We start from the raw sequence: 26,717 nt of genomic DNA on the forward strand, positions 1-26,717 counted from the left end.
TCTAAAATAGTGAAAAATATTATGCCGTTTTTTATGAGGGCAAGTATTCGTTAAAACGCAGGGTATTACAACTATTAAAAACGAGCATATGGATATATAAAAAAAATTGGGCTATTTATTCAACATGGCCCACAATCTGTCCTTAAGTTCCACCAGCCCTATTTGGGCCACGGAAGATATGAACATATAGGGCACATCTTTGAAATCTTTATCCAGTTCAATCCTCATTTCTGCAATAAGCTCCTCGTCCAACATATCTGTTTTGGAGATGGCGATCAACCGGTCCTTGTCCAATAGTTCGGGATTATATCTGCGCAGCTCGTCCAACAGGATTTCATATTCCTTGGAAATATCCTTGCTGTCTGCAGGAATCAGGAACAGCAAAGTTGAATTACGCTCTATATGTCTTAAAAAATAATGTCCTAGACCCTTTCCCTCGGCTGCCCCTTCTATAATACCGGGAATATCCGCAATAACAAAACTTTTAAAATCCCTGTATTCCACAATCCCCAAATTGGGTTTTAGGGTCGTAAATTCATAATCTGCTATCTTGGGCTGGGCAGAGGTAAGAACGGATAATAGGGTAGATTTACCAGCATTTGGAAAACCCACCAAACCTACGTCGGCCAATACTTTCAACTCCATGATAAGGTCCAATTCCTGGCCACTTATACCGGGTTGGGCGTATCTTGGCGTCTGGTTGGTAGCTGTTCTAAAATGCCAGTTACCACGACCTCCCATGCCTCCTTCCAAAAGAATTTTCTCTTCCTGGTCCTCGGTAATCTCCATTAAAACTTCTAGGGTTTCAGCATCTTTAATAACAGTCCCCAATGGCACCTCCAAATACACATCCTGTCCGTCTGCACCACTACTTCGGTTCTTACTGCCATGCTCCCCATGACCGGCCCTAAAAGTTCTGGTGAACTTAAAACCCAACAGGGTCCATAAATTTTTATTGCCACGGACAATAATGTGACCACCACGACCACCATCACCACCATCTGGCCCTCCTTTTGTGATAAACTTTTCCCTATGCAAATGCACTGAACCTTTTCCTCCGTTACCGGATTCCAAGTGCACTTTAACATAATCCACAAAATTTCCTTCCGTCATTTTTTTAGTTTATTATTCCAAGTTCTGTCAAAGTAGGATTACAAAATTCCTGTAGTTCAACTTTTAAACCAAGAAATTATGAGTGGGCAGATTATAAGAACCCCTGGGGCATTTTTCAAGGCAATTCCTCTTTACTGGGAGTATATATTTCAGTACACCCCGAAATTAGACTGCCTGCAGCTCCTCTATTACTTTTGCCAAGCGGCTTGTAATGTCTTCTATAGAACCTATTCCGTTGACACTATGAAATTTCCCCTGATCATCATAGTAATCCTTTAAGGGAGCTGTTTTTTCATTGTATTCATCAAAACGGTTACGGATCATTTTTTCGTCCTGGTCGTCGCTTCTACCACTAACTTTACCACGTTCCAATAATCTTTGTATCAATACTTCATCATTGGCTTCCAAGGCAATAGTAGCATCGATCCTCATCTCCTTACTTACCAAAAAATCATCCAATGCTTTGGCCTGTGCCGTAGTTCTTGGGAAACCGTCAAAGATAAATCCGCTGGCTTCGGGGTTTTTCTCCACCTCATCCTGTAGCATTTTAATGGTAACCTCGTCCGGCACCAATTCACCTTTATCTATATATGACTTTGCCAGTGTTCCCAGTTCGGTACCATTCTTAATATTATAACGAAAGACATCTCCAGTTGAAATATGCTTTAAATTATACTTTTCCTTTAAAAATGAAGCCTGCGTGCCCTTTCCTGCACCAGGTTTTCCAAACAAAACTAGGTTTATCATGTGCTTTTGGTTTAGTTGATATACTGCTCTTAAATTTCTTCCCAATTCATTATAATCCAATCCATAGCCTACTATAAACTTATCTTCGATTTTCAAACCAAAATAGTCTATATCATACTCCCCGTTATACACTTCTGATTTGTAAAACAAGGTGGCAATTTTAAATTCCTTTACCTTGGTATTGGAAAATAGGTCTATTAATTTTTTAACGGTCCTACCTGTATCTATAATATCTTCCAGGATAATAACACTTCTGCCCTCAATATTTTCCGGAACATCCAAGAGCGATTCCACAATTCCCGTAGAAGTAAGTCCCTGATAGGAGCTTAAACGAACAAAGGAAACCTCACAAGGGTGTGGATAGGCCTTTAGAAAATCGGAAACGAACATAAATGCCCCGTTTAGGACACCCACAAATATGGGAGTTTCCTTCTTGTAATCCACAGCGACCTGGTCCGCAATCTTTTTAATCGCGGCCATAATCTCACCTTCACTTATAAAAGGCTTAAAATATTTGTCGTGTAGCTTAATCAAGACTAATGTTTTTATAATAAATTCAAGATGCCAAATATAGCACTTTGATTTCTCTTTTTTAATGGTCTAGGCCTAGTTTCTAAGATTTAGCTGTATTTTTGTTCCTAATATACAATCTACTTTAATACAAGCGAATCATTTCCAATGAACTATTTTTCTTCTGATTTTAAACTAGGAATACTAGGAGGCGGTCAATTAGGTAAAATGCTTTTGTACGAAACAAGAAAATTTGACATCCACACCAAGGTATTGGACCCGTCCGACGAAGCTCCTTCCAAAATAGCCTGCAATGAATTTTTTAAGGGCGATTTAATGGATTTTGAGGCGGTTTATGCGCTTGGCAAAAAAGTAGATGTGCTTACCATAGAAATCGAGAACGTAAACCTTGATGCCCTGGAAAAATTAGAGGATGAAGGTCTAAAGGTATTTCCGCCCACTAGAGCACTGCGCATTATTCAGAACAAGGCAAAACAAAAACTGTTTTATGTGGACAACAATATCCCCACTGCAGATTTTCAGCGTTTCGCTTATAAAAGTGAGATTGAAGACAGTGTTGCCAATGGCGGACTAAAATTCCCTTTTATTTGGAAAGCCACACAATTTGGATATGACGGTCAGGGGGTTAAGGTAGTTCGTAAACTGGAAGATCTGAACGGTCTGCCTGCTGGGGAATGCATCACAGAAGAAATGATAAATTTCAAGAATGAACTTGCGGTAATAGTAGCACGGAGTGCCAGCGGTGAAGTTAAAACCTATCCCGTAGTGGAAATGGAATTCCACCCCGAAGCCAATCAGGTGGAATATGTTATTTGTCCCGCACGTATAGATGCCAAAGTCGCCGAAAAAGCTCAGGAAATAGCGCTTCAACTATCCCATAAAATAAAGCATGTTGGACTTTTGGCCGTGGAAATGTTCCAGACCCAGGACGATAAAATTCTGGTAAACGAAGTAGCCCCAAGACCCCACAACAGTGGCCATTACAGTATTGAAGCAAGTTATACCAACCAATTTGAACAACATATCCGTGCCATTTTAGACCTTCCTTTGGGAAATACGGCCAGTAAAGTTGCCGGCATAATGGTGAATTTAGTAGGTGCAGAAGGCCATACAGGAAATGTGGTCTATGAAAATATGGAGGAAATTTTGAGCCTGGATGGTGTTACTCCTCATATTTACGGTAAAAAACAGACCAGGCCTTTCAGAAAAATGGGCCATGTTACCATAGTGAACAACGACATTAAGGAGGCAAGAAAAATAGCCGAACAAGTCAAGAATACAATAAAAGTGATTAGCGAATAAAAATTTTCAATGATATGAGTAAAGTAGCCGTAGTTATGGGAAGTACCAGCGACCTCCCTGTTATGCAAGAAGCCATTGATATATTAAAAGGTTTTGATATTGAGGTAGATGTCGATATTGTCTCTGCCCACCGTACCCCGGAAAAATTGTTCGATTTCAGCAAGAATGCCCATAAAAATGGGTACTCTGTAATTATTGCCGGTGCAGGCGGTGCAGCACATTTACCAGGAATGGTGGCATCCATGTCCCCTTTACCTGTTATAGGTGTTCCCGTAAAAAGCAGTAATTCCATAGACGGCTGGGATTCCGTGCTATCCATTCTCCAAATGCCCGGCGGTGTTCCCGTGGCGACAGTAGCTCTTAATGGCGCAAAAAATGCCGGAATACTGGCAGCCCAGATCATTGGAAGCTCGGACAAATGTGTCCTGGACAAAATTATCTTATACAAAGAAGGCTTAAAGCAAAAGGTCATGGACGGAGCCGAGGAAATGAAAAAAGCAAACCTTAAAAAGTAAACAGTCTTTACAAATCATTTTACCATTAAAAAAAACGCAATACCCTCATATGAATCCATTATTGACCCCATTTGATACAGCACCATTCTCAAAAATAAAAAACGAACATTTTAAACCTGCATTTTTGCAGGCCATTGAGGATGCCAGGGCAGAAATTGATGCCATTGCAAACTCCAAGCAGGTTCCTACTTTTGAGAATACCATAGCTGCCTTGGATTTTGCCGGACAACAATTGGATAGGGTATCCAGCGTCTTTTTTAATTTGAATTCTGCTGAGACCAATCCGGAAATTCAGAAAATAGCCCAGGAGGTATCTCCCCTATTGTCGGAATTCAGCAATGACATTACCCTGAACGAGGATTTATTTAAGCGGGTTAAAGCGGTATACGACCAAAGGAATGATCTGGAATTGACCACCGAGGAACAAACCCTTCTCGACAAAAAATACAAAAGCTTTAGTAGGAACGGTGCCAATTTGCCCTTGGACAAAAAGAAGCGCCTACGCGAAATTGATGCCGAACTGTCCAAACTTAAGCTTCAATTCGGGGAAAATGTTTTGGCCGAGACCAACAAATATGAAATGCACCTTACCAATGAGGAAGATTTGGACGGTCTTCCTGAAGGGGAAAAAGAGGCAGCTGCGCAATTGGCAAAATCAAAGGACAAAGACGGCTGGTTGATTACCTTGGATTATCCCAGCTATATTCCTTTTATGAAATATGCCAGCAATAGGAAATTAAGGAAGGAACTTTCCATTGCATTTGGCAGCAAAGGCTTTCATAACGATGAATTGGATAATCAGAAAAACATAATTAACATTGCCAACCTTCGCCATGAAAGGGCCAATTTGCTTGGCTACAAAACACATGCCCACTATGTATTGGAGGAACGTATGGCAGAAACCCCTGAAAAGGTCCACCAATTTCTTAACGAATTGTTGGAAAAAGCAAAACCGGCAGCTAAGAAAGAATTTGCCGAGTTGGAAGAATTTGCCAAAAAATTGGATAACATAGATCGTTTACAGAAATGGGACGGCGCCTACTATTCCGAAAAATTAAAGCAAAAACTGTTCGACCTGGACGACGAAAAGCTTAAACCCTATTTTAAATTGGAAAATGTAATCGCTGGGGTATTTAAGGTAGCCGAAAAATTATTCGGCCTGCAATTTGAAGAAGTTTTTGATGTTGACAAATATCACCCGGATGTAAAAACGTATCGCATTTACGATAAGGACAAAAACCTAGTATCCCTGTTTTATGCAGATTTCCATCCTAGACCTGGAAAACGTGGAGGAGCCTGGATGACATCCTACAAGACCCAATACGTTCAAAATGGAATTAATGTACGCCCACATATTTCCAATGTCTGCAATTTCACCAAACCTACTGCTAGCAAACCCTCCTTGCTCACATTTAATGAGGTTACTACCTTGTTCCATGAGTTTGGCCACGGATTGCATGGCATGTTGGCAAATACGGTTTATCCCGGACTGTCCGGCACTTCTGTTTATTGGGATTTTGTGGAACTTCCTAGTCAGATAATGGAAAACTGGTGCTTTGAAAAAGAAGCCTTGGAATTATTTGCTATGCATTACGAATCGGGCGAGGTAATACCAATGGATTTAGTACAAAAAATAAAAGACTCGGCCACCTTCCAAGAAGGAATGGCCACGCTTAGACAGATAAGTTTTGGTTTATTGGACATGTCTTGGCATGGCACGGATCCATCCGGCATCAGCAACGTAAAGGAACAGGAAGTAAAAGCTTTTGAGCAAACAGATCTATACCCGGAATGTCCCGAAACCTGTATGAGCACTTCATTTTCCCACATATTTCAAGGTGGATATTCTTCTGGATACTACAGCTACAAGTGGGCGGAAGTTTTGGATGCCGATGCCTTTGCCTACTTTAAGGAGAAAGGTATTTTCAACCAAGAAGTGGCCACTAAGTTTAAGGACAATGTACTGTCTAAAGGCGGAACCGAAAAGCCTATGGAATTGTACAAACGTTTTAGAGGGAGCGAACCAAAGATAGAGGCCTTGTTAAAAAGGGCAGGCCTGTTGGCTGAGACTTCCAATTAATTACAGGTTTCGGTTAAGGCAATAATCTAAACCGCTAAAGGGATATCCCGCTGTTTCCATTTTATCTTGAAACAGAGTAAACAATTTACAATCCCGTATTATCCTGAATATTGGGATTTAGCTGTTTTAAATGGGCTATAAATGCGCGTTTCCCTTTAGGGGAAATGATGACGCTTTCATATTTATTGTAAAACACCTCCAGCCTGTCAAAGGAAGTGGCCGGTGCACTTATGGGATTTTTTGTAGCCTCAATTTTTGTTATAGAACTTATTGGAATGGAACGGTTGAGCAGAAATCCACTTTTAACCCTTAAAACTCCATTACCAATCTCATAATAGGTAGATATAAATATGTAACCAATAAAAAGTGAAGGCAATAACAAAAATATGGGGCCAATACTTAAAGAGTGTTTCAACAACTGGAAAATAGGAGCTAAAAGCAAAATCAGGATTACCACTACCAGAATCCAACCAATTTTTGACTTATATCTTATCATAACCAATAAATTGCCCAGACATCGTATGCCAAATATGGTCTTTATTGTATAGCCGATATCCTAGGTTTAATTGTTCGCCTTAATGGCATCATATCCCCCTTCCAGGTTAACAACATTGGTAAAGCCCAAGGATTTCAACTTTTCCTGTGCCTTCGCACTGCGTCCGCCCATCTTACAATATACATAAATAGTTTTGTTTTTGTCCACTGTTTTAAAACGTTCCGAGAAATCAGCATCATACCAATTTATATTATCGGCATTCTCCAAGTGTCCCGCACTAAATTCCTCAGGAGTCCTAACATCTACCAAAATAGCGTTATCCAATAATTCCTGCTTAAAGTCGCTTATAGGCATTTTGTCCTTATTTTCTTGGGAACAGCCCGTTTGCAGTACCAGTACTACCAAAAAAAGAAATATTGTTCTCATAACTTATTTGCTTAATCAAAAATAAGAATTCTTCTTCAGAAAAAAATCACTTATTTTTGAAACGACAAACATATGAATGACAAAACAAGAATTAAATCCGGATATTTGGGTCGATAGTTATTCCGATTACCTCTTTAACTATGCGGTAAGCCGGGTAAGCGATTCTGAAATTGCCAAAGATTTGGTACAGGAGACTTTTTTTGCCGGATTGAAATCTGCAAAAAATTTTAAAGGGGAGGCCGCTGAACGCACTTGGCTGATCTCTATCCTAAAAAGGAAAGTAATTGATCATTATCGCAAAATAAATTCCAAAAAGGCGAAATCTATGGTCCGCATTACCCAAAACCAAAATAGTGAGGCCGATAGCAACTTTTTGGAGGAACAGGTGGCGGACCCCATGAGTATATTGGAAAACAGCCAAATAGAAAATGAGGAATTGGGCATGGCCATTCAAGACTGTATAGCCAAGCTTCCCAAAAAACACGCTTTGGCATTTACCCTAAAAACAATAAACGGACTCAGTACCGAAGAGGTATGTAAGGAGCTAGACATCAATCCGTCTAATCTTTGGGTAATCCTCCATAGAGCAAGAACTGTTCTCATGGATTGCCTAAACAACAATTGGTTCAAGATATGAAAAGCTGTAAGGACGTTGAAATAATTTGTACTAAAGTTCAGTATAAGGAAGCCTCTTTCTTGGAGAAAATCAAGATTAAGCTTCACGTATTGTTTTGCAAAACCTGTAAAACCTTTTCCAAAAAAAATACCGAACTAACATCTCTCTGCTCACAAGCCAACATTAAGACGCTTCCCATTGAGGAAAAGGAAAAGATGAAAACGAAGTTAAAATCAAGGACTTAAAAAGGCATCCAATACCAAAATACAGACCCACCAAAAAATTGGAATGGCCTCGACCCAAAAGGAAGAAAAAAATTGGGATTGATTTCTTCTGGTCACCAACATTAACATTCCTAGAACCAGAAATGCCAGGCCTTTACTCAACACCTCCAAATACGTCAGGGAATCTTTCATAAAAGTTAAAAAGAAAAAAACAACCACGCCGGCGGCACCCAAAATTTTTGTGTTCAGGTAACCATATCGTTGGGGCAAAGTTCTAAGTTCCGGATCATCATAATCCAAATCCCTAATTTCAAATGGCAACATTAGGATCAGCACCATTAAAAATCGCTGCACCAACTCCACTGCAACATCCCAATCCAAAACCATATCTGCAGCTACAATTGGTAAAACTACCGTTGTACCCGCCCACACCAAAGCCACTATAAAAATCTTGAGCCCCCCCAAACTTCTAAGATTTTTTGCGTTGGGCAACAACGGAACAGCATATAAACTAGTCAGAACCGACAAAACAGCAAGGCCGATCCAAGCTTCATAGGACACAAAAAAAGAATGGTACAGAGCAAAGGCCCCTGCAATAAAACTTACGACCTGAATATTCTTATGGTAAGTATTGGCCACTAAAAAATACTTCTTTGCCTCCACCCCATATTTCACAAAATTGTAGCACGCAATTGTACCGAAAAAAACAAGATACGAGATATGATTGTCCCTGGACAGACCGAAAAAAACGCAGGAAATTTCAATTAATGCAAACACCGATAATGCTACATGTATACTGGCATCCAAGTAAAAATGAAATAAGTAGCTACGCCAGTTCATAAATCAAAAATAACCAAAGTGTTCATAACCTCTTATTTTAGTTAAAAACTTTGAAGGAGTTGGAAGTAAAAGCTGCAAAATAAACATAAATAATGAGTATTTTTGCTCACCTATATTTTAGATTAAAAATGCTTGAATTTATGAGGACAGACGTATTTGCCTTGCGCCATATCGGCATTAGGGAGGAAGACCTTCCACAGATGCTAAGAACCATCAATGCCAACTCAGTGGACCAATTGATAACCGAAACAATTCCAGACGATATTCGCCTTGAAAAACCCTTGGCTCTGGAGCCGCCTATGAGTGAGCACGAGTATTTGTCCCATATCCAAGTTTTATCCGAAAAGAATAAAGTTTTTAAATCCTATATCGGTCTTGGTTATCATGAAAGTATAACCCCTTCAGTGATAAAGAGAAATATTTTGGAAAATGCAGGATGGTATACGGCCTACACACCTTACCAAGCTGAAATTGCCCAAGGGCGCCTAGAGGCCTTATTGAATTTCCAGACCGTAATAGCAGAACTCACAGGAATGGAATTGGCCAACGCCTCACTTTTGGACGAGAGTACTGCCGCTGCAGAAGCCATGACCATGCTCTTTGATGTACGAAGTAGGGATCAAAAGAAAAACAACGTTTTAAAATTCTTTGTTTCCGAAGAGATATTGCCCCAGACATTGTCCCTGTTAAAAACAAGGTCGACCCCACTTGAAATAGAACTGATCGTTGGAAACCACGAAAGCTTTGAATTTGGAGATGATTATTTTGGCGCCTTGTTGCAATATCCAGGAAAGCATGGCCAAGTAAATGATTATGCCCCATTCGTGGCCAAAGCGGTTGAAAAAAATATAAAAGTTGCCGTTGCTGCAGATATCTTAAGTTTGGCATTATTGACCCCTCCGGGTGAATTTGGAGCCGATGTGGTGGTAGGAACCACTCAACGATTTGGAATTCCTTTAGGCTACGGTGGACCTCATGCCGCTTTTTTTGCCACTAAAGAAGAGTACAAAAGAAGTATTCCAGGCAGAATAATCGGAGTTACAAAGGACACCGATGGCAAGCCGGCTTTAAGGATGGCGTTACAAACAAGGGAGCAGCACATAAAACGCGACAAAGCTACCTCCAACATCTGCACAGCTCAGGTCCTGTTGGCTGTAATGGCCGGAATGTACGCTGTTTATCACGGACCTAAGGGACTAAAATATATCGCAAACAAGGTACATTCCACAGTGGTTACCCTAGTGGATAGTCTTGAAAAATTAGGGTTATATCAAACCAACACTAGTTATTTTGATACCATAAGCATAAAGGCAGATTCCTCAAAAGTGAGGCCCATTGCCGAAAAACATGAGGTTAATTTCCTATACGTTGATGCAGACACCATATCGATTGCATTGAACGAAGCTACCTCCCTGAAAGATCTACAATTAATAGTAAATATTTTCGCAGAAGCCATTGGGAAAGAACCCATTGTTATCAATGGCCTTTTAGCACAATCCCTTCTTGAAAACAAGCTGGTGCGCACTTCAACGTTTTTGGAGAATAGTGTATTCAATTCCTATCACTCGGAAACCGAATTGATGAGGTATATTAAAAAATTGGAACGAAAGGATCTGGCGTTGAACCACTCCATGATTTCCTTGGGCTCATGTACCATGAAATTGAACGCGGCCTCCGAAATGTTGCCATTGAGCTTGGCGCGTTGGGGAAATATCCATCCCTTTGTACCTATTGACCAAGCGGAAGGCTATCAGATCATCCTTAAGGAATTGGAAAAAGATCTTAATATCATCACCGGGTTTGCCGGAACTTCTTTACAGCCAAATTCTGGAGCGCAAGGAGAATTTGCCGGCCTAATGGTCATAAGGGCATACCACGAGTCCAGAGGGGAAGGTCATAGAAATATTTGCTTAATACCTGCCTCGGCACATGGCACCAACCCTGCTTCAGCAGTTATGGCGGGCATGAAGGTAGTAGTTACAAAAACTGACGAAAACGGGAACATAGATGTGACCGACTTAGCTGAAAAAGCCGAGTTGCACAAAGACAATCTATCCGCTTTAATGGTAACCTACCCGTCTACCCACGGTGTATTCGAATCATCCATTAAGGAAATTACAAAATTGATCCATGACAACGGAGGTCAAGTCTATATGGACGGGGCCAATATGAATGCACAGGTAGGATTGACCAATCCTGCCACCATTGGGGCCGATGTCTGCCACTTAAACCTACATAAAACATTCGCTATCCCTCATGGTGGTGGTGGCCCTGGAGTTGGCCCCATTTGCGTGGCAGAACAACTAGTACCATTTCTACCAGGAAACCCCGTAATTAAAACGGGCGGAGACAAGGCTATTACAGCCATATCGGCTGCTCCTTGGGGAAGCTCGTTGGTATGTTTAATTTCTTATGGATATATAAAAATGTTGGGGGAAAACGGATTGACCCAGTCTACAAAGACCGCTATCCTAAATGCGAACTACATTAAAAATAAGCTTAGTGGAAAATTTGATGTACTCTATACGGGAGAAAGAGGTAGAGCTGCCCACGAAATGATTATAGACTGTAGACCATTTAAAGAAAATGGAATAGAAGTTACCGATATCGCAAAAAGATTAATGGATTATGGATTCCATGCACCTACAGTTTCTTTCCCGGTAGCCGGAACACTTATGATAGAACCTACGGAAAGCGAAAGCCTGACAGAATTGGACCGATTCTGTAGTGCCATGCTATCTATTCGTGAAGAAATTGATGCAGCATCCGTTGAGGACAATAACAATGCTCTAAAAAATGCACCCCACACTTTGGAAATGATTACCAATGACAAATGGGAGTTTCCTTACAGTAGACAACAAGCGGCCTTCCCATTGCCATATATTTTGGATAACAAGTTTTGGCCTAGCGTAAGACGCGTGGACGACACATATGGAGACCGTAATTTAATATGCACTTGTGCGCCCATCGAAGCTTATGTAGAAGCCTAAAAATCTCAACAAAATCAAGCCTTTTAAAGCCTTTCCATCAAATGTGAAAGGCTTTTTTTTGAGCAAATACAAAAGCTTAATTATCTTGAACATCATATCAAATCCGAAGGACATAAATTACCGCGGCCCAATTGGTTTATATTTATACTATTAAAATTGCACATTATTATGAACATAGGCATTACTGGCACTGGTTCTTACCTTCCATCTATCGTAACAAAAAATTCAGATTTTAAAAATCACGATTTTTTAAATGAGGATGGCACTCCCTTTAAGCATCCAAATGATGTGATCATTCAAAAATTCCAAGGCATTACCGGAATAAGCGAAAGGCGCTATGCCGAGGATAATTTAAACACCTCCAAACTGGCATTTTTTGCTGCAGAAAAGGCAATAGCCAATGCCCAAATTAACAAAGAGGAACTAGACTATATAATTTTTGCCCATAATTTTGGTGATGTATCAGTTGGTAAAAACCAAGGGGACACCTTACCAAGTTTGGCCACTCGGGTAAAACACCAATTACAGATCAAGAATCCCAAATGTGTTGCCTATGACCTCCTATTTGGTTGCCCAGGTTGGATAGAAGGAGTAATCCAGGCAAATGCATTTATCAAAAGTGGGATTGCCAAAAAATGTCTTGTAATTGGCGCAGAAACCCTATCAAGGATTGTGGACAAGCATGATAGGGACTCCATGATCTATTCGGATGGTGCCGGGGCAACCATTATTGAAGCCAGGGAAAATGCTGGCCAAATCCTGTCGCACAATAGCGCAACCTATGCCAATGAAGAAGCCTTTTTTCTCTTCTATGGCGAGTCCTATTCCAAAACTGCAAAAGACGATACGCGATACATAAAAATGCATGGCCGAAAAATATATGAATTTGCGGTAACCCATGTACCCCAGGCCATGAAAGACTGTTTGGATAAAAGTGGAGTGGCGATCAACGAAGTAAAAAAGATATTCATTCATCAGGCCAATGAAAAAATGGATGAGGCCATAGTAAAACGTTTTTATAATCTTTTCAATATGGAAGTGCCCAATAGAATTATGCCCATGAGCATAGAAAAATTGGGAAATAGTTCCGTAGCTACCATTCCCACCCTATTTGATATGGTGAAAAATGGAAAAATGGAAAATCAATCGATAAAAAAGGGAGATGTTGTTATATTTGCCAGTGTTGGTGCAGGCATGAACATAAACGCCATTGTCTATATGGTATAATCCATAGACTGCTAAACACTTTTTCAAATATCTTTGTTTCTGGTTTTTGGATAATTCCTTATTAAACCGTAAAAAACATCTTAACAACAAACCAGATTACCGCCGATGTACGAAAGAACCTTCCCGAACAAACGTTTTAAACATACTCTGGAATTTCTACAAAAACATGTGTCTACCGATCAATCTATTTTAGATCTTGGGGTTGAAAATCCCTTTTCCAAGATTATGAAAGAAAATGGTTACCAAGTGGAGAATACAACAGGTGAGGATTTAGACCTCGATTTTTCCGCTGCCTTGACCACCAAGGCCGATGTTGCCACTGCCTTTGAAATCTTTGAACATCTTTTGGCCCCATTCAATATTCTCAGCCAAATCAAAACCGATAAATTGGTAGCCAGTATCCCTTTAAGATTATGGTTTTCATCGGCCTACAAAAGCAAGACAGACCCTTGGGACAGACACTATCACGAGTTTGAAGACTGGCAGTTTGATTGGTTACTGGAAAAGGCGGGATGGGAAATTAAGGATCGGGCAAAATGGACCAATCCCGTGAAAAAAATTGGGATAAGACCACTGCTCCGTAGTTTTACCCCCAGATATTACATTGTTTATGCCGAAAGAAAAAACAGCAATAAACCAGTTCTTTAAAGACCAGCAAGTAAAAACCATCTAATAGATATACCGTAATTCCAAATAGGGAATACCAATTGAAATGTTTACACATGGATTACCTAAGATAGAAAGCAGACCGGCCCTACCAATAAATCAAATAAAATTTTAACGGTGAACTACTACATTATCATTCCAGCACACAACGAAGGCCAATACTTAATGGAGGCCCTGCAATCCGTGGTTATACAAACCATGCCTCCAAAAAGAGTTGTTGTAGTAAATGATAATTCATCGGACAATACAGAAGAAATAATAGACAGCTTCACTGCCAAACATAATTATATCTCAAAGATCAATGCAAAGTCTTCCACTGCCCATTTGCCCGGTAGCAAAGTTATTAATGCCTTTAATAAAGGCTTGGAGCAATTGGATGACGACTATGACTTTATAGTGAAGTTAGATGCCGATATAATCCTTCCCGAGTCCTATTTTGAAAAAGTAGCCAAGATATTTTCAACAGATGCAAAAATTGGGGTAGCAGGTGGTTTTGCTTATGAACAGGACAAAAACGGGGAATGGAAATTAAATCACCCAATGGACAAGGACCATGTACGTGGTGCTTTTAAAGCTTACAGCAAGAGGTGTTTTAATTCCATTGGCGGACTTAAAACTGCCATGGGATGGGACACCGTGGACGAGTTACTTGCCCAATACAATGGTTTTAATATCTATACCGATAGTAACTTACAAGTTAAACACTTACGGCCTTTAGGAAATGCATATAATAATAAAGCCAAATTACTTCAAGGAAAGGCCATGTTCACCATGAGATACGGGTTACTGATTACGTTTATTGCCTCCATAAAAATGGCTTTGAAACAAAAAAAGCCAAGAGCGTTTTCAGATAATCTTCAAGGGTATTTTCTGGCCAGAAAAGAAAAAATAGATTTTCTGGTAAGTCCCGCGGAGGGTCAGTTTATTCGCCAATTGCGATGGAGAAAAATAAAAGCCAAACTCTTCCAATAAGAAAAGTTTGGCTTTTTAATTTTTACAATAAAACTTACTATTATTCTATCACCTCTTCAATTGGCTCTCCTGTAGTACCTGAAGGAGCGTTCATTCCCATTAAGGCAGCTATTGTTGGAGCTATGTCCGGGATTTCAGTTCTATTTACCGTACTCCCTTTCTTAATGCCTTTACCATAAAATAATAAGGGGGCATGAGTGTCGTAATTCCATGGCGACCCATGCGTTGAACCTGTATTGCCATATTTTCCACTTCCTGGATCGAAAACAAAAAGTACATCACCTGAACGTTTTTGATTAAATCCGTTCTGTACGATATAAGGAATTCCGCTGGTATATTGATTCTGCCACATCTGATTGGCCGTAAACACCTTATATATACCATCATACTGGATTAACTCTAAAGCCAAATCTTCTTCAACATCATCAACATCCAAATCCAAACTCTTGATTACCCTATAATCCAAAAACAACTGATTATTGGAATTCTTCTTCACAATATCTGTAGTTCCATAGGTATATTTCAAATATTCAGTAAGCCGATCGTCCAATTTTTTTGATTCCACAACACTACCAGGAAGTTTCAGATCCCTTAAAAAAGCCGGAACATTAATAGCTGCATGATCAGCGGTTAGAAAAACAGTATATTCCCCAGTTCCCACTTTTTTATCCAAAGTTTCAAAAAGACGTTTTAAATCTTGGTCCAAACGCAGATAGGTATCCTCTACCTCCTTCGAGTTTACCCCCCATTTATGCCCCACATAATCCGTACTTGAGAAACTAATTGCCAGGAAGTCTGTATAACTATCCGTTCCAAGCGCCTCTTTATCCACAGCCTCCAAAGCAAAATCAGTGGTTAAACTATTCCCATACGGAGTACTTTTTAAAATACTATATTTACCATTATTATCCCACAAACCAACTAAATCGTGAGGAAAGGTTGGAGTAGACTGACCTTCAAAGAGCCCTTCGTAACTATTGTTATCCTCACCACTTTCCAGATAGCTATTGATGTCCTTAAGGGTCGTCCAAGGTTTTTTATATTTATCCACACTTTTTTGTGCATTAAATTCACTTACCCAATTAGGCAATTTGTCCATATAATAAGAGCTCGTAATCCAATTACCTGCGGACCCGCCATCAAACCAATATGCGGCGTTGGCAGTATGCCCTCCAGGCAGAACGGCACCTCTGTCCTTAATCGCAACAGCAATTACCTTACCGCGCATTTGGGTGTGCAACCTCACTTGGTCCGTAATGGTTGTAGTTTGAACCCTGTGTGGGGACATTTTTCCGGCATCTGAAGACGTTCCAACAGAATTATAATTAGGGTCTCCTGCGCAGTAAACACTTTCATCCGCGTATTTATCATACCAATCATTTGCAATTATACCGTGTATAGACGGCGTTGTCCCCGTATAAACAGAGGCATGTCCGGCACCAGTAACTGTTGGTGCATAATTAAAATGATTGTTTTTACAATTAAACCCATCATTCACCAATCGCTTAAATCCGCCATCCCCATATTGATTCCAAAAACGCGTCAAATAATCGTACCTCATTTGATCTACCACAATACCCACGACCAATTTAGGGGTGGTAGCAATATTCCGATCCGTAGCATTCTCAGCAATGGAGATGGCTTCTACCTTATTTTTTTTGGATTTTCTCTGGGCATTTACCTTAACAGGATTAAATCCTATTACAAGCGCTAACACCAATAGCAGCAGACTCTTATTTCGCATTCTTCTTGTTTTTAAAAAAACAAAAATATAGAAATAAAACCTTTAAATTTTAATTGGAAGTTAAATGATTCTTAATATTGTTATTTTTACATTCCTAAGCAATATTTTACATTGAATGAATTATATAGCATCAATAGGCAGTTATTTTATAATGATCAGGGAGGTTTTCAAAAAACCCACCAAATGGTCCATTATGAAGACCCTAATATTAAAGGAAATAGACGAACTGGTTTATGGTTCCATGGGTATTATTATTTTCATTTCCTTTTTCATCGGAGGTGTAGTTTCCATACAGACCGCCCTAAACATTACCAACCCACTTATACCTCGAAATCTTATTGGGTTTGCCACCAGGCAATCGGTAATACTTGAATTTGCCCCAACTTTCACCTCTATAATTATGGCCGGTAAAGTGGGTTCCTATATCACATCCAGTATTGGTACTATGAGGGTAACGGAACAAATTGATGCCCTGGAGATCATGGGGGTCAATTCTTTGAACTATCTTGTTTTCCCGAAAATAATAGCCATGTTGTTTTATCCATTTGTGATAGCAATAGCGATGTATGTGGGTATCTTTGGAGGTTGGACAGCCGGTGTTTTTGGAGGATTTAGCTCCAGTGCTGACTTCGTTGAAGGCCTGCAATTGGACTTCATACCGTTTCATATCACATATTCCTTTGTAAAATCGATAGTTTTTGCTCTGATTATTGCCACCATACCATCCTTTCACGGATACTACATGAAAGGGGGGGCGTTGGAAGTTGGCAAGGCTAGTACCACAGCCTTTGTGTGGACAAGTGTTGTGATCATTATTGTAAATTACATCTTAACACAATTACTTTTGGGCTAATGATAGAAGTAGACAATATACATAAATCTTTCGGGGAAAGCCATGTTTTAAAAGGCATTAGTTCCAATTTTGAAAAAGGCAAGACCAACCTTATAATAGGGCAAAGTGGTTCCGGAAAAACGGTATTTTTAAAATGTCTTTTGGGTCTCTTTACTCCTGATGAAGGCACCATTAGCTATGACGGAAAAATATATTCCGAACTATCCGCAAGCGAACAACGCAACTTAAGACAGGAAATGGGAATGGTATTTCAGGGTAGCGCCCTGTTCGATTCCATGACCGTACAGGGCAATGTAATGTTTCCCTTGGGCATGTTCACCAAACAATCGAAATCGGAAATGCAGGATCGTGTAGATTTTGTACTTAAACGAGTAAACCTTGTTGATGCCCATAATAAATTTCCATCGGAAATATCGGGAGGGATGCAAAAGCGGGTGGCCATTGCCAGAGCCATTGTAATGAATCCAAAATACTTATTTTGTGATGAACCCAATTCAGGATTAGATCCCAAAACAGCCATCCTTATAGACAACCTTATCCATGAAATCACCCAGGAATACGATATTACAACCGTAATCAATACCCATGACATGAATTCGGTTATGGAAATTGGCGAGAAGATAATTTTCCTAAAAAATGGCCTAAAGGAATGGGAAGGCAGTAATAAAGAAATTTTTAAAACTGAAAACGAAGCGGTAACCGACTTCGTCTATTCCTCGGAATTATTTAAAAAGGTGAGACAGATGTATATAGAAGAGCGGAATTAACTCTGTTCTTCCCTGACTTGAATCTTCGAATTCTTTAGCCTTAGTCGCAACCAATCCGTTAGTTTCTGGGAATCGGTTTTTATTTGCTGGGCGGGCACTCCCTTTTTCCACTGTACATTAAACACAGGGATAGTATCCAGTTTATTAAAATCCGTTGTAATGGTATACGAAAAGCCCAAGCTGGTCAAATTCTCATAATTGGTCTTGGCTTCGGCACTAATTTCCTGAAAAGGAATCTGCTGCTCAACTATCTTACTCATTTTTCCGACCTCTTCTTTTAAAACCTGAATCTGCTGTTCCTTACTAAGTAATTCCGCCTTTTTGGACTCATACAGTTCGCTGACATACCTCATTTGATCCAACTCTTGGTTTTTAGATCCCTGTACAATTTTTAATTCCACATTTTTAAGCTTGTCGAAGGTATTTTTTTGCGTATTCCAAGTTGCAATAACATTGTCCGGGATGGTTTCGTTACCCATAAACACCAATTCAATAAATCCATCAACCCCGTGATTGTATTGTATATCTGTTAAATTCTCCAAATAACGGCCTTCTCCCGGTAATTCATAAGGCACAATATTGTTGGTCACAAATTGCTTGGCCTCCTTTTTAAACAAGGACTCTTGAAACACATCATAGAAAGTAAATCCAGCAGGAATCATGACCAAAATAGCCACTATGGATGCCATTCGGGCAATAAACCTTCTTCTTTGTGAATTGGCATACCGCACCATGGGAAAACGCAATAATTTTATAACCAAAAACGTGGCCAGCGCAATAAAAATAGTATTTATCGTAAAAAGGTACATGGCACCGGTGGCATAGCTGAAATTACCAATGGCCAAACCAAAACCAACCGTACATAAAGGAGGCATCAAGGCTGTTGCAATGGCTACACCATAAATAACGCTGGCTATGGTCCCTTTTTTTGCACGGGCAATCACCAATGCCAATCCACCAAAAAAGGCAATAAGCACATCCCTAATGTCTGGAGCGGTCCTTGCCAACAACTCCGATGATTCATCCCTTAAGGGGAATAAATAAAAGAATAAAAAGGCCGTAATAACACTTAAGGCAACCATAACCGCAAAATTCTTGAGCGATCGCCTCAAGGTATCTATATCATTGATTGCCAAGGATAGTCCCATACCCAAAATAGGTCCCATTAAAGGTGAAATTAACATGGCACCGATAACAACCGCTGTAGAATTGGCATTAAGACCTACCGATGCTATAAAAATAGAGCATATTAAAATCCAAGAAGTATGGCCTTTAAAAGGAATATCCGCAACAATGGATTCTTTTGTAGCCTCCTGATCCGTATTCTTACGTATATCCAAAAGATCGGCCAGAAATACTTTAACACCTTCCAAAAGACCTCTAAAATCTCTCTTTATGTCCTGCCTACTACCTTCAGGGAATTCCTGTTTCTGGTCTTTATTTAAATTTTCCTCCATAATTAAGCAAGCTGATCTCCAAATTTATCTTTGATTTTTGCAAGTACCTTTTTAATATCCTGTTCCTTAGATTTGGGATATATAAGCAAAACCTCCTCTTTGTCTACTACAATATAGTCTTTTAATCCATCAATAACGATAATTTTTCCTTTTGGGGAACGAATCATATTCCCTTGGGAATCCTCGGCTAAAACCCGACAATTCACCAAAGCGTTCTGGTTATCGTCCTTGTCCAATTTATCGTACAAAGAACCCCAGGTACCAAGATCGTTCCAATCAAAAGTGGCCGGTAAAACAAAAATATTACTGGACGGTTCCAAGATGGCATAGTCTATGGAAACATTCTCTGCCTTGGGGTAATTTTCATTTATGAACGCCCTTTCCTGATCGGTATTATAGTATACTAATCCACTCAGAAATAAATTGTATTGTTCTGGTTGATATTTTTTAAAAGCATCTACTATAGTTTTTACACTCCACATAAAAATACCGGCATTCCACAAAAAATTTCCTTGTTTTATGAAATCCTTGGCCGTTTCATAATCAGGTTTTTCTCTAAACTGATTAACAGTCTTCAATGGTTCCACATCTTTCTTTTCAAATTCTATATATCCAAAACCGGTATTGGGAAAAGTAGGCTTGATACCCAAGGTACATAGAACATTTTCCTTTTCGCACTTATCAAAGCAGGTTATAACATCCTTTGCAAATGCTTCCTCATCCTCTATCCAATGATCACTGGGGGCAACTATCATAACTGCATCCGGGTTCTTCTTCTGTATTTTTAAGGCCGCATACAATATACATGGAGCAGTATTGCGCATGGCCGGCTCCAAAACAACTTGCTCCTGCTTAACCTTCGGCAATTGCTCCAAGACCAGTTCGTTATATCTTTCATTGGTCAAGATCAAAATATTTTCAACCGGTACAAACTTAGCCAGCCTTTTAAAGGTCTTCTGTATCAAGGTATCCCCTGTACCCAACATATCATGAAACTGCTTTGGATACGCAGTTGTACTTATTGGCCAAAATCTGGACCCTACTCCACCTGCCATCAAAACAGCATAATAATTTTTATTCATAGTGCTTTCCTTTAATCTTTTATTAATTCCACTTCGGCATTGGGCTGAAACAGATAGACCTTACCCGTAGCTACTTCGATACATTCGTATCGCTTTACCCTTTTATTCTTTTTTTGAAATAATTTTCCATTATATATCCTGAAAACACTGCCATGTGGCAATTCAAAAATATAGGATTTTTCACTATCCTGTTCATCAAATTGCTTTAGGGCCAAGGAGAGGCCGGCATCTGTATCACTGCTCGCCTTCGGATTTCTAAAATGTCTGGCCAGCATGGGCAAAAGATTGGTTGGAAAAACCTCCGGCCTTAAAAATGGCAACATCAGATATTGAAATGTTCTTTTCCACTCCAATCCGTGAGGTTTTATTTTACGTCCATATTTTTCGAAAGCAACCAAATGAGCTATTTCATGAACCAAAGTGATCAAGAATCGATATTTATTTAAAGTGGCGTTCACAGTAATTTGATGGGATCCGTTGGGCATCCTCCTATAATCACCATGACGGGTAACCCGTTGATCTACAATTTTAAGGTGTACACCATTTTCCTTTATAAGTTCCAAACTTAAACTTACCGCCCTTTCTGGAAGATACTTTTTCAAGGTGTCCTGCATAGTAACAAAATTAGAAATTTTAAGATTCCATATAGCCTTAAGTCTAAATTTTATCCAAAATACAATTAACGAAACCAAAAAAAATGTTTACACGAGAATATTTACACTTTTATTAACGACCAAAGACAACTTCTTTCCACTAACTTTGCATTCCCGTTGCACGGAGCGAAATACAAACTATTATTATAATTATGAACGAGTTAAGAACCACCAATAAGTTATTGCTTATTATAGTAATCCCCTTAGTGTTTTACTTACTAAAACTTCTATCGTTTATCTTTATTCCCCTTATTTTCTCTATGTTCATAGCTTTATTGTTCCTACCCATTATGCGCTGGCTCAATAAAAAGAATGTATCCAAGCCTATCAGTATTTTTATTGTTATACTGATTTTCATTGGGGCCTTAAAAATTGGGGGAGAGCTAATACAACTTACCAGCAAGGAAATACTATCTGCAGACAATGCTTTTTTCCAAAAGGCGGAGACCAAATTGGAAGCCCTATTATTAGGCATGGAAGATTATCTTGGAATTCCCTATTCCAAAGAGGAAAACATCATTAACAATTTTATCCCCAAAGAAAGTATGATGAAGAACTTTGGGTCGACCCTAGATTTTATTGGCAATACGGTCACCATGATATTAATGACGGTGTTTTTCGTTGTGCTTTGGTTGGCAGAATCAATAAACGTTCAAAAATTAATGAACAATACCATTCTAAAACAAAAGCACACCTCGGTTAAAACGTTTGTAAAAGTTGAAAAAGACCTTATTAAATTTATAAAGGTCAAATTTCTGGTAAGCCTTTTTACAGGAATCGGAATTGGGTTGGCCTGCGTGTTCTTTGATGTAAGCTTTCCAATTTTCTGGGGACTGTTCGCCTTTGCCATAAATTTTGTACAAATGGTTGGCTCCATTATTTCCGTAGTGTTATTGGCGCTATTTGCATTTGTAGAATTGGAGCCCACAAGTACACTCTTGTTCTTTGTTCTGTCCATAACCGGGGTACAGGTTTTGTTCGGATCAATACTGGAGCCCATATTCATGGGAAAATCTTTTTCCATTAACATAATTACCGTATTGGTAATGTTGATGTTATGGGGATATATTTGGGGGGTACCTGGATTGATCATGGCAATACCAATCACTGTTTTTATCAAGATTATTTTGGAGCAGTTCCCACAAACGAAAGTAATAGCAAGTTTAATTTCAGGAAACCAACCTTTAAAACCTAACCCCAAAAAGAAAGGTAGTTGGTTATAATTTAAGCAAGGAAATCAACTCTTTCATTTGCTCAAAGGTTTTGGTAACTTCATTTTCAAAATCAGGGTCCTCGTTTAACAGGGTATAACCATAAACATCGAATCCCCCTGAGGTGGCCGCCTTAGCCCCCTTAAAGGAATCTTCTATCACCAAGCATTCGTTTGGAGAATAACCCATGGATTTTGAGGCGTAGAGGTAAATAGCAGGGTCGGGTTTCCATTTTCCAATATCATAACAACTATAGATATTGTTTTCAAAGAATGAGGACAGGCCTGCCGTTGCCAAATTCCTTTTAATTTTTTCCTGTGGCCCGCTTGATGCAACACAATAGGGCACTGTTAATTTTCTCAAGACCTGTTCAACACCCTCTACCGGTTTCAGATGGGTAGAAAACAGTTCGTAGGACCTTTGGCGATATTCTTTTTCAAATCCCAAGGGCAATTGCTTTTGTATAATCGCCTCTACCTGTTTAATACTATCATTTAAAAACCCTCCTTTAAAATGTTGCATGGCATAGGAAATATCTATCCCAGCACCATGTTCATTGGCCATATCCACGAATACCTGATTGCCCAGCACCTCACTGTCTACCAACACCCCATCACAGTCGAAAATAACACACTTGTATTCTTTCATTGGCTTTAAAAATTAAGGTGTTGAGTTGGACACCTGTAACAATTTTCCATTGTACAGTTTATGGCCTGTAAGCGCAAAGTCCTTGATATATGTGGCCATTTCCAAAGCGGTTGTAGGTGCCTTATATCCTGGAAAAGCTTCCTCCAACATTTCGGTCTGTACGGCCCCTAAGGCCAATACATTAAATGATGGCCCCGTTTCCTTAAATTCCTCTGCCCACAATTCTGTCATGGTAATTACAGCACCTTTACTGGAACTATAAGCAGATAATCCTGCAAATTTCATACTGCCCTGAACACCTCCCATAGAACTAATAGTCACCACATGACCGGTTTTGGGCATTAAGGGAATTATTCTTTTGGTGATATTGGCAACTCCAAAAACATTCACTTTATAAACCTCTTCAAATGCCTCCATAGAAGTTTCCAAAAAAGGTTTGTTCAGCAATTTACCTGCATTGTTTATAAGGGCATCAACCTGTTTCCAGTTATTTTCTATGAATTCGTCCAATTGGGCGTAATTGGACTCATTGGCCAAATCAAATGAAAAACTGGATATATTCGGATGATTTAGTGCGGCAATAGGGGCGTTATTTCTAGAAAGGGCCAAGACTTTATGTCCTTCATTAGCAAATAACTGTGCCAATTGAAAGCCAATCCCCCTGCTACTTCCCGTAATTACAATATTCGCCATTACTTGTATTCTATCTCCCCCACCGGGGCATTAATAATATCTTCCAAAACAGGAAGGGTTTTATTTACCAATAGGGCCATATGTTCAAAATCCATTATGGCAACCTCATCGCCTACCTTGTGGTAGTGGTCGAAATTGGTAAAATCGAAGGTACAAAAGGTTTGGGAAGGAACCCCAAACTCTAAATGAAAGGGATAATTATCCGATCTTTTAAACAGATTGTATTCCTTTGCCGTGGGAAGAAATCCAACCAATTTTTCTTGAGCATAGGTATTGCAAATATCCGCTAAATTGGATTCCTCATATCCCGTTACATACATAAAATAGTCCTTCCCTACCAAAGGGACTCCCACCATTTCAAAATTCAGCATGGTATAGAGGTCCAAATTTCGGTCTTTTAGCTTTTTGGCCAAGTGTTTCGACCCCAACAGACCCTTTTCCTCACCACTGAACAGAGCAAAAATTACACTCCGTTTATTATTTTTAAATTTACCAAAATAACGGGCAAACTCCAAGACCGCGGTTGTACCGGAGGCATTATCATTGGCACCATTGGCAATATTATCACCGGCCACCGGATCAGCAGAACCTATATGGTCATAATGGGCACCGATTATTACAAATTCGTTCTTTAAGTGTTCGTCCGTGCCTTCAATATAGCCAACTAAATTGTATGCCGGTTTTTCAAAATTGCTCAACGTATCCCTGTAACTTTTAAAGTAGGGATCAACCCCATTACTCTTAAAAATTGTTTCTATATATTCCGCAGCCATTTCTATTCCTTCACTACCAGTTTCTCGACCCTTCAGGTCATCCGACGCCAAATAGGAAATTATGCCCCCAACCCTTTTTTCTGTGGAAAAATCAGAAATTACCGAAGAAACTCCCTCGCTACCATGAACTACCTCCACATCATTGGCAACTGCACCAGAACCATTGGTCCCTTTTGCCAAACCAACCGACTCATCTATTTTAGCGGCACCACAGCCTAAGGCAATAGATAATATGGCAAGACCTATAATGTTTTTCATAAATTGATTTTTATTTGTCATATAAACGAATTGTATTTTATTCACCAATTTTATACAAAGGCCAAGATGCAACATGAATCTGTTAGTACAATTCATATAACTATCAACAACCAGACAGGACTTAAAGTTAAAAAAGCATCCTGAAAATCAGGATGCTTTTTATATAATTGTTAAAAATATTCAATTTAAGCCAACATGGTAACCGGATTCTCCAGATACGCCCTAAGTGTTTGTAAAAATTGTGCTCCCGTAGCTCCATCCACTGTTCGGTGGTCGCAGGCCAATGTTACTTTCATGGTATTACCAACCACGATCTGACCATTTTTAACCACTGGTTTTTGGACGATGGCACCTACAGACAGTATTGCAGAATTAGGCTGGTTAATAATAGAGGTAAATTCAGAAATTCCAAACATTCCAAGATTGGAGACGGTAAAAGTACTGCCCTCCATTTCCGCTGGACTAATTTTCTTATTTCTTGCCTTTCCAGCCAAATCCTTCACTGAAGCCCCTATTTGGGTAAGTGTCATTTGATCCGCAAATTTTAATACAGGAACCAAAAGGCCTTCATCAACGGCAACGGCAACGCCGATATGAATGTGATGATTATATCTGGTAGTCTCATTGTTCCATGAGGTATTTACCTGTGGGTGCTTTTTTAATGCCATAGCACAAGCCTTAACCACCATATCATTAAAGGAAACCTTGGTGTCCGGCAAGCCATTGATCTGCTCTCTTGAAACCTTAGCATAATCCATATCAACCTCTATGGTCAAATAGTAATGTGGCGCGGAAAACTTCGATTCTCCCAAACGTTTGGCTATAACCTTGCGCATTTGAGAATTTTTCACTTCCTCAGTCCCCTCTTGCCCTACCGGCAAATTAATTGGGGCCGCAACAGCAGCTTGTGGAGAGGAAGCCTTTTCCTGGGCAGGAAGTGCTTTCTCGGCAGCTTTTTGTTTTGGTTGATATTCCTCTATATCTTTCTTTATAATTCTTCCTTGATCACCACTGCCTTTAACATCCTGTAGATTTATTCCCTTATCCTGGGCAATTTTCTTGGCCAATGGGGATGCAAAAATTCTTTGGCCATCATTGGCAGTAATAGGCGCTGATTCCTGACCGTTACTGGAAGAAGTTTCGGCCTTCTTAGTTTCTTCAGGAGCACTTTCTTCTTCAGAAGCAGAACCTGATCCAGCACTCAACACAGCTTCAACATCTGTTCCTTTTGGACCTATAACAGCAAGCACAGAATCTACCGGTGCTGTTTCACCTTCATTGATTCCTACATATAAAAGGGTACCGGAATAAAAAGATTCAAACTCCATGGTGGCCTTATCGGTCTCAATTTCTGCAAGGATATCCCCTTCTTCAACCTCATCCCCAACTTTTTTCAACCAGGTTGCCACGGTACCTTCTTCCATTGTATCACTAAGGCGAGGCATCTTTACAATCTCTACCCCATCAGGGATAGTAGCACCTGAAGCTTCGGACGCTTCCTTCTTCTCCTCCTTCTTGGCTTCAGCCTCTGCTTCTTTTTCCTCTTTGGCATCTGAAGATGCACTATTGATCAGCCCAGAGACATCTTCCCCTTTTTCACCAATTATGGCCAAAAGTGAATCCACAGGAGCCGTATCACCTTCTTTAATACCAATATATAATAAAGTTCCCTCATTGAAAGATTCGAACTCCATTGTAGCTTTATCGGTTTCGATTTCCGCTAAAATATCACCTTCTTCAATCTTGTCACCTACTTGCTTTAGCCACTTAGCAACGGTCCCCTCTTCCATGGTATCGCTAAGTCTTGGCATATTTATTACTTCTGCCATTTAC

General features: G+C 39.7%; 24 protein-coding genes. 11 read left to right on the forward strand and 13 right to left on the reverse strand.

Annotation, left to right across the window (positions count from 1 at the left end):
• Positions 1-111 precede the first annotated feature (111 nt).
• Positions 112-1,113 (reverse strand): GTPase ObgE, encoded by a 1,002-nt coding sequence (obgE, locus tag KO529_RS01240; protein WP_215946108.1) that lies wholly within the window; start codon positions 1,111-1,113, stop codon positions 112-114.
• A gap of 165 nt (positions 1,114-1,278) precedes the next feature.
• Positions 1,279-2,394, reverse strand: a complete 1,116-nt coding sequence (locus KO529_RS01245; RefSeq protein ID WP_215946109.1) for an adenylate kinase — start codon at positions 2,392-2,394, stop codon at positions 1,279-1,281.
• Between the two features lie 144 nt (positions 2,395-2,538).
• On the opposite strand from KO529_RS01245, the gene KO529_RS01250 reads away from it, so the two are divergent.
• The 3 genes from KO529_RS01250 to KO529_RS01260 are packed head-to-tail and all read left to right on the forward strand — an operon-like array spanning position 2,539 to position 6,288.
• On the forward strand, positions 2,539-3,693 hold the full coding sequence (locus tag KO529_RS01250) for a 5-(carboxyamino)imidazole ribonucleotide synthase (protein WP_215946110.1): 1,155 nt from the start codon (positions 2,539-2,541) through the stop codon (positions 3,691-3,693).
• 14 nt (positions 3,694-3,707) lie between these two features.
• Entirely contained in the window at positions 3,708-4,208 is a 501-nt protein-coding gene (gene purE / locus KO529_RS01255) for a 5-(carboxyamino)imidazole ribonucleotide mutase (RefSeq protein ID WP_215946111.1), read from the forward strand.
• 49 nt (positions 4,209-4,257) lie between these two features.
• Entirely contained in the window at positions 4,258-6,288 is a 2,031-nt protein-coding gene (locus tag KO529_RS01260) for a M3 family metallopeptidase (RefSeq protein ID WP_215946112.1), read from the forward strand.
• 85 nt (positions 6,289-6,373) lie between these two features.
• On the opposite strand, the gene KO529_RS01265 is transcribed toward KO529_RS01260, so the two are convergent.
• Complete coding sequence (locus KO529_RS01265; RefSeq protein ID WP_215946113.1) at positions 6,374-6,784, reverse strand: PH domain-containing protein; 411 nt, start codon at positions 6,782-6,784, stop codon at positions 6,374-6,376.
• Positions 6,785-6,850: 66 nt separating this feature from the next.
• Positions 6,851-7,210, reverse strand: coding sequence for a rhodanese-like domain-containing protein (locus KO529_RS01270; protein ID WP_215946114.1), 360 nt, complete (start codon positions 7,208-7,210; stop codon positions 6,851-6,853).
• A 76-nt stretch (positions 7,211-7,286) separates the two neighbouring features.
• On the opposite strand from KO529_RS01270, the gene KO529_RS01275 reads away from it, so the two are divergent.
• Positions 7,287-7,847 carry a sigma-70 family RNA polymerase sigma factor gene (locus KO529_RS01275; RefSeq protein ID WP_215946115.1) on the forward strand — a complete coding sequence of 187 codons (561 nt, stop codon included), beginning with the start codon at positions 7,287-7,289 and terminating at the stop codon, positions 7,845-7,847.
• 212 nt (positions 7,848-8,059) lie between these two features.
• Here KO529_RS01275 and KO529_RS01280 read toward each other — a convergent pair whose 3' ends face one another.
• On the reverse strand, positions 8,060-8,890 hold the full coding sequence (locus tag KO529_RS01280; RefSeq protein WP_215946116.1) for a hypothetical protein: 831 nt from the start codon (positions 8,888-8,890) through the stop codon (positions 8,060-8,062).
• A gap of 140 nt (positions 8,891-9,030) precedes the next feature.
• Here KO529_RS01280 and gcvP point away from each other — a divergent pair, with 140 nt between their 5' ends.
• The 4 genes from gcvP (at position 9,031) to KO529_RS01300 (ending at position 14,745) form a co-directional block, all read left to right on the forward strand.
• Positions 9,031-11,880, forward strand: coding sequence for an aminomethyl-transferring glycine dehydrogenase (gcvP, locus tag KO529_RS01285; protein WP_215946117.1), 2,850 nt, complete (start codon positions 9,031-9,033; stop codon positions 11,878-11,880).
• A 168-nt stretch (positions 11,881-12,048) separates the two neighbouring features.
• A complete protein-coding gene (locus KO529_RS01290) occupies positions 12,049-13,107 on the forward strand; it encodes a 3-oxoacyl-ACP synthase III family protein (protein WP_215946118.1) in 1,059 nt (352 codons plus the stop codon).
• Between the two features lie 105 nt (positions 13,108-13,212).
• Entirely contained in the window at positions 13,213-13,755 is a 543-nt protein-coding gene (locus KO529_RS01295; protein WP_215946119.1) for a class I SAM-dependent methyltransferase, read from the forward strand.
• A gap of 135 nt (positions 13,756-13,890) precedes the next feature.
• On the forward strand, positions 13,891-14,745 hold the full coding sequence (locus KO529_RS01300) for a glycosyltransferase family 2 protein (RefSeq protein WP_215946120.1): 855 nt from the start codon (positions 13,891-13,893) through the stop codon (positions 14,743-14,745).
• A 40-nt stretch (positions 14,746-14,785) separates the two neighbouring features.
• Here the strand turns inward: KO529_RS01300 and pafA are convergent, their stop codons facing one another.
• Positions 14,786-16,489, reverse strand: coding sequence for an alkaline phosphatase PafA (gene pafA / locus KO529_RS01305; protein ID WP_215946121.1), 1,704 nt, complete (start codon positions 16,487-16,489; stop codon positions 14,786-14,788).
• A 115-nt stretch (positions 16,490-16,604) separates the two neighbouring features.
• Between pafA and KO529_RS01310 the strand changes: the two genes are divergently transcribed.
• On the forward strand, positions 16,605-17,342 hold the full coding sequence (locus KO529_RS01310; RefSeq protein ID WP_215946122.1) for an MlaE family ABC transporter permease: 738 nt from the start codon (positions 16,605-16,607) through the stop codon (positions 17,340-17,342).
• Positions 17,342-18,109, forward strand: a complete 768-nt coding sequence (locus tag KO529_RS01315; RefSeq protein ID WP_215946123.1) for an ABC transporter ATP-binding protein — start codon at positions 17,342-17,344, stop codon at positions 18,107-18,109. The genes KO529_RS01310 and KO529_RS01315 overlap by 1 nt, the downstream gene beginning before the upstream one ends.
• On the opposite strand, the gene KO529_RS01320 is transcribed toward KO529_RS01315, so the two are convergent.
• From KO529_RS01320 to KO529_RS01330, 3 genes are read right to left on the reverse strand one after another with little or no spacing between them, the layout of a single operon-like run.
• A complete protein-coding gene (locus KO529_RS01320) occupies positions 18,106-19,566 on the reverse strand; it encodes a DUF389 domain-containing protein (protein ID WP_215946124.1) in 1,461 nt (486 codons plus the stop codon). The genes KO529_RS01315 and KO529_RS01320 overlap by 4 nt on opposite strands.
• A gap of 2 nt (positions 19,567-19,568) precedes the next feature.
• Positions 19,569-20,648 (reverse strand): mannose-1-phosphate guanylyltransferase, encoded by a 1,080-nt coding sequence (locus KO529_RS01325; protein ID WP_215946125.1) that lies wholly within the window; start codon positions 20,646-20,648, stop codon positions 19,569-19,571.
• A gap of 11 nt (positions 20,649-20,659) precedes the next feature.
• Positions 20,660-21,262: a SprT-like domain-containing protein gene (locus KO529_RS01330; protein WP_215946126.1), complete on the reverse strand. Its 603-nt coding sequence runs from the start codon at positions 21,260-21,262 to the stop codon at positions 20,660-20,662.
• Positions 21,263-21,453: 191 nt separating this feature from the next.
• Here KO529_RS01330 and KO529_RS01335 point away from each other — a divergent pair, with 191 nt between their 5' ends.
• Positions 21,454-22,524, forward strand: a complete 1,071-nt coding sequence (locus KO529_RS01335) for an AI-2E family transporter (RefSeq protein ID WP_215946127.1) — start codon at positions 21,454-21,456, stop codon at positions 22,522-22,524.
• On the opposite strand, the gene KO529_RS01340 is transcribed toward KO529_RS01335, so the two are convergent.
• The 4 genes from KO529_RS01340 to KO529_RS01355 all read right to left on the reverse strand — a co-directional run bounded on the left by KO529_RS01340 (position 22,519) and on the right by KO529_RS01355 (position 26,713).
• A complete protein-coding gene (locus tag KO529_RS01340) occupies positions 22,519-23,160 on the reverse strand; it encodes an HAD family hydrolase (RefSeq protein ID WP_215946128.1) in 642 nt (213 codons plus the stop codon). The two genes, KO529_RS01335 and KO529_RS01340, sit on opposite strands and share 6 nt — an antisense overlap.
• A 12-nt stretch (positions 23,161-23,172) precedes the next feature.
• Entirely contained in the window at positions 23,173-23,853 is a 681-nt protein-coding gene (locus tag KO529_RS01345) for an SDR family NAD(P)-dependent oxidoreductase (RefSeq protein ID WP_215946129.1), read from the reverse strand.
• Positions 23,853-24,884 carry a M28 family metallopeptidase gene (locus KO529_RS01350; RefSeq protein ID WP_215946130.1) on the reverse strand — a complete coding sequence of 344 codons (1,032 nt, stop codon included), beginning with the start codon at positions 24,882-24,884 and terminating at the stop codon, positions 23,853-23,855. The genes KO529_RS01345 and KO529_RS01350 overlap by 1 nt, the downstream gene beginning before the upstream one ends.
• A 185-nt stretch (positions 24,885-25,069) precedes the next feature.
• On the reverse strand, positions 25,070-26,713 hold the full coding sequence (locus KO529_RS01355) for a pyruvate dehydrogenase complex dihydrolipoamide acetyltransferase (protein WP_215946131.1): 1,644 nt from the start codon (positions 26,711-26,713) through the stop codon (positions 25,070-25,072).
• Between the last annotated feature and the right edge of the window lie 4 nt (positions 26,714-26,717).

The organism is Arenibacter algicola (genome assembly GCF_018860365.1).
In the GTDB taxonomy this organism is placed as follows: domain Bacteria; phylum Bacteroidota; class Bacteroidia; order Flavobacteriales; family Flavobacteriaceae; genus Arenibacter; species Arenibacter algicola_B.